Genomic DNA, 2,572 nt, shown 5'->3' on the forward strand with positions numbered 1-2,572 from the left:
GATTGACGCAGAATCCCTGCCCGCCGCCCTTGGTGAGGAGCGGCGTGAGGATCTCGCGGTAATTCTCGCGCGTCAGCGCTTTCTGGATGAGCGGAATGCCGCGCTCGTCGAGGAGCGCCCGATCCTTGTCCACCGGGTCGATCACGACGAAGCGGTCCTTGTCGAACTCGAAATGGCGTTCGATCAAAGGCAGCGCGCCTTTGCCGATCGAGCCGAAGCCGATCATCACGACCGGGCCAGTGATGCGTCCATGAACGGGCCAAACGGACATCAAGGTTTCTCCTTTTCGAAACAACAAAACGAAAAAACGCGCCGCACCATTATTTTGGCGCGGCGCGCGTCAAATGTCAGGTCGTCTCGTGCATGACCCGCCGAGGTGGAAACGGTTCGGCGAGAAGGTCATGCACGTATCTATAAGTTGGAGCGTGATCGGGCGCAAAACCGGTACCCGGTTCTTGCTGATCACGCTCTAGAGCGAACGGCGGAAGGCTCCGTACGCGTCGTTCGCCGCAGCCGCGACCAGCGCCGCGAGATCCGGCTTCTGTTCGAGAGCGCCGGTTGCGGACACGAGCCCGCGCGCCTCGTCGAGAGCGCCAGCCTGCAAGGCGAGCCCCAGGAAGCGCTCGCGCTCATAGGGGCCCGGCAGCCACAGGTCCTCTGTCGCCGCGGTCGAGAAACCGAAACGCTCATAATAAGGAGCGTCGCCGACAAGCACGACGGCCTTATGACCGCCCGCCGTCGCTCGCGAGAGCGCTTCGCGCATCAGCTTCGCACCGAGGCCGAGGCCCTGGAGCGAAGGATCGACGGCGATGGGGCCGAGCATCAGCGCAGGGCGATTGGGACCCGCCGCGATGTGCCACAGGCGCACCGTTCCGACGAGAGTGCCATCCCGTTCGAGGGCGAGCGAAAGCCCGTCAGCCGGACGGCGTCCTTCGCGCAACCGTTCGCAGGTCTTCAGGAACCGTGCGGGGCCAAAACAGGTATCGAGCAACGTCTCGCGCGCGTCGATATCGCGAACCATTTCTTCGCGGATTGTGATCATGGCCGTAGCCTCCCATGGTGTGGGGTGAGCGACAGCCCTCGCACCTGCTCCACGCGGAGCAGGCCGTCCGGGACAACTAACATCTTGGGGTTGGTGCCTGCCTCGGATCGAGGCAGGCGGGACGTGAGTTAGATCACGTAGGATTTCAGCGGCGGAAAGCCGTTGAAGGCGACGGCCGAATACGTCGTCGTGTATGCGCCCGTTCCTTCGATCAGCACCTTGTCGCCGATCTCCAGCGAGATGGGGAGCGGATAAGGCTCCTTCTCGTACAGCACGTCGGCCGAGTCGCAGGTCGGTCCGGCGAGCACGCACGGCACCTTGCGGTCGTTGTCGCGCTCGCTGCGGATCGGGTAGCGGATCGATTCGTCCATCGTCTCGGCGAGACCGCCGAACTTGCCGATGTCGAGATAGACCCAACGCACCTCATCCTCGTCGCGGCTCTTCTTCGAGACGAGAACGACCTCGGCCTCGATGATGCCCGCGTTGCCGACCATGCCGCGGCCCGGTTCGATGATCGTCTCCGGGATGCGGTTGCCGAAATGCTTCGAAAGCGCCTGGAAGATCGATTCGCCGTAGGCTTTCACCGCCGGAACCGACTTCAGGTACTTCGTCGGGAAACCGCCGCCGAGGTTGACCATCGACAGGTGGATGCCGCGATCGGCGCATTCGCGGAAGATCGAGGACGCGGAGGCAAGCGCCGTGTCCCAGGCTTCCGTGTTGCGCTGCTGCGAGCCGACGTGGAACGACACGCCATAGGCTTCGAGGCCATGACGATAGCCGTGCTCGAGCACGTCCACCGCCATTTCGGGCGCGCAGCCGAACTTGCGCGAGAGCGGCCATTCGGCGCCGGCGCCGTCGCAGAGGATACGGCAGAACACCTTGACGTCGCGTGCCGTCACGCCCGCCGCTTGCGCAGCGCGCACGATCTTCTCGACTTCGGCTTCGCAATCGACCGCATAGAGGCGCACGCCAAGTTCGAGAGCGCGCACGACGTCGCGCTCCTTCTTGATCGTGTTGCCGAACGAGATGCGCTCGGGCGTCGCGCCTGCGTCGAGGGCGAGCTGAATCTCCACGACGGATGCCGTGTCGAAGCAGGAGCCGAGATCGGCCAGGAGCTTGAGGACCGCCGGATCCGGGTTCGCCTTCACGGCGTAGAACACGCGCGTGTCGGGAAGAGCCCGAGAAAACTTGGCGTAGTTGTCGCGCACGACGTCGAGGTCGACGACGACACACGGGCCGTCTTCTCGTCGGTTACGCAGAAATTCACGGATGCGCGCAGTCATGGCGCTCTCCCCACCAAAGGTTCAATGGGGCTCGAAGGCCCCCGATTGAAATTCAGGCGACACGATCCCGGTCAGGAATCGGCACACCCGGCGTCAGCGAGGGAAGATGCATCCCGCGTCGTGCGTTGGAGACACGATGAGCGGCGATGGGCTCTTCACCCGACGATGCTGCCTTGGATTGGAAGGGGAAGTCCCGTCCGCACGCCTGGCAATGAGAAACAAGCCTCTTCGGTGCTGACCTTTGGAG

The 2,572-nt window shown here is 63.8% G+C and carries 4 protein-coding genes; all 4 read right to left on the reverse strand.

Translation table 11 applies throughout. The features are described 5' to 3' along the window. A partial coding sequence (locus tag AC1DT3_RS17635; protein WP_477466535.1) for a saccharopine dehydrogenase NADP-binding domain-containing protein occupies nucleotides 1–271 on the reverse strand: 271 nt, incomplete at its 3' end. 198 nt (nucleotides 272–469) lie between these two features. Next, a complete protein-coding gene (locus AC1DT3_RS17640) occupies nucleotides 470–1,042 on the reverse strand; it encodes a GNAT family N-acetyltransferase (protein ID WP_477466536.1) in 573 nt (190 codons plus the stop codon). A gap of 128 nt (nucleotides 1,043–1,170) precedes the next feature. Continuing rightward, complete coding sequence (locus tag AC1DT3_RS17645) at nucleotides 1,171–2,325, reverse strand: type III PLP-dependent enzyme (protein WP_477466537.1); 1,155 nt, start codon at nucleotides 2,323–2,325, stop codon at nucleotides 1,171–1,173. 52 nt (nucleotides 2,326–2,377) lie between these two features. After that, a partial coding sequence (locus AC1DT3_RS17650) for a hypothetical protein (protein ID WP_477466538.1) occupies nucleotides 2,378–2,572 on the reverse strand: 195 nt, incomplete at its 5' end.

This window comes from Microvirga sp. P4_G7 (assembly GCF_056401005.1).

Bases quoted from the DNA above. Each gene is read 5' to 3' on its own strand.
- AC1DT3_RS17640 (WP_477466536.1), bottom strand. From the start codon at position 1,042: ATGATCACAATCCGCGAAGAAATGGTTCGCGATATCGACGCGCGCGAG.
- AC1DT3_RS17645 (WP_477466537.1), bottom strand. From the start codon at position 2,325: ATGACTGCGCGCATCCGTGAATTTCTGCGTAACCGACGAGAAGACGGC.